The sequence below is a fragment of the Paenibacillus sp. DS2015 genome (assembly GCF_050433705.1).
GTDB lineage: Bacteria > Bacillota > Bacilli > Paenibacillales > Paenibacillaceae > Paenibacillus_AQ.
On sequence record NZ_JBNPWS010000077.1, the window covers coordinates 1 to 1,767 of the forward strand.

Consider the following 1,767-nt stretch of genomic DNA (forward strand, 5'->3'; position numbering starts at 1 on the left):
GCTCCCTCGGTATGATTTGATTATCTCACGCAAGCTCGTCTATTCGCAGGATTTCATCCCTTTAGAAATGACATTAGAATTAAAGAGAGCCAGGATTGCTAGGAACATTCGTTAGAAGGCATACGGGAACAGAGGTGGAGTTGACTCACCCAATTCATTCCAAGTGCTGCACGTATGCTCCACGGTGCCCTTAGCGATTTTCACTCCCATGTCTCAACGGGTCAAGCGCCCTATCATTCCTTCGTCACATCTATCTAAGGGGTGGAGGTCGGTCTTTCTAACGGAACGGGTCGGAGCCCTTTTGCGTAACGTATCCCGATACTCTGTGCTTTCTTTGTCATCCTGCGAATACGCCAACTTGCGTGAGGTAATGTTTATTTTTAAGCTGCCACTGCAAAGATTTTATTTGGGTTGTAGGCTTCATCACCACGAGTCATTCCTACTAAAATTCGAGCTAACTTTCCACATAACTTCATAATAGATTTCATCTTTTTAATCTTTTTCACCTGAACATTATGGTAATGTAATGCTTTAAATTCTTGGTTGCTCATGACCATGCACATCGTGATTAAATAGAGAAAGTGACGCAGTCGTGGACGCCCACGCTTACTGAGCGTCATTTGTCCCTTCCATTTACCCGAGCTTGCTTCGGTCAAATTAAGTCCTGCGTGACGGAGTAGAGCGTTCCCGTGCGCATAACCTCTAAGATCTCCAGACTCTCCTAGAACACCAGCTAGAGCAATTGCACTTATTCCAGTAATGGCAAGGATTTTGCCCGAATAGGGGATACGTTCAACAACGTCTTTTGCTTCTTCTTCGATCCTTTGTAGTTGTTTAGTTGCTAGATCATGCTCCTCAAGGAGCTGCTCTAGATGAAGTTTGTAAGCGTGTGTTGCCTGCTTGGAACCAACAGTTTGCTTGGCAAGCTCGATGAGTAGATGGGCTCTGCGCACACCAGAATGCCGTTTCATTGATTTCTGCCATCCTTTAATTACATCGTCGGGACTTAGTTTACATAGCTCAGCTGGGAGGGGAAAAAGCCGAAGGGTTAACAATGCACCCTTACAAGTTAGGATTTTAAAGACTTGTCTCAGCTCAGGGAAGACAATGTCGACCCAGCGGTGAATCTGGTTAACGGCACTAACAAGCCTTTTAACGACTGTTTCTCGGTTAGCCATCAGCACTCGCAGTTCCTCGTATTCAGAAGAGTGGAAACGGACAGGGGAGTAATAGCCGTTTTTCACCATGTCTGCAATAACTAAAGCATCTTTTCTATCGCTTTTAGAGCGTGTATTGTCGCGGTTTTCTTTATTCTTTTTAACAAGGTGAGGATTAACAAGTACGACTTCAATTTCTTTGTTTTTTAGCCAACCGGCTAGGCTGAACCAGTAATGACCAGTTGGTTCCATACCAACGATTACTTGGGATAACTTAAATGAGGCTAACAGATCGCGAATCCAACGGTCGAGGGATTTAAATCCATCTTCGTCATTACTAAACACTAAGGGATTACCGAGTGCGACACCACGGAAGTTAACCGCTCTAGCAACATGGGTCTCCTGAGCAATGTCTACACCTACAACAATATGGTTAACGGTAATGTTTTCAATGAGTTGATTTTGCTTATCTTGTGATTTAAACTTCATAGTAGAGCGTCCTCCTTGATGATGGAATTAAAGGGCTTTTGACCCGTAGCGTACTTCCATCGTACAGAGGCGCTCGTTTTTTTACAAAGCTGAAATTTATCCATCTACAGGAATCTAACGG

General features: G+C 44.0%; 1 protein-coding gene. It reads right to left on the bottom strand.

Features of this window, described 5'->3' with window-relative positions; translation table 11 throughout:
• Nucleotides 1–380: 380 nt before the first annotated feature.
• A complete protein-coding gene (locus tag J2T13_RS26140) occupies nucleotides 381–1,646 on the bottom strand; it encodes an IS110 family transposase (protein WP_429375634.1) in 1,266 nt (421 codons plus the stop codon).
• Nucleotides 1,647–1,767 lie beyond the last annotated feature (121 nt).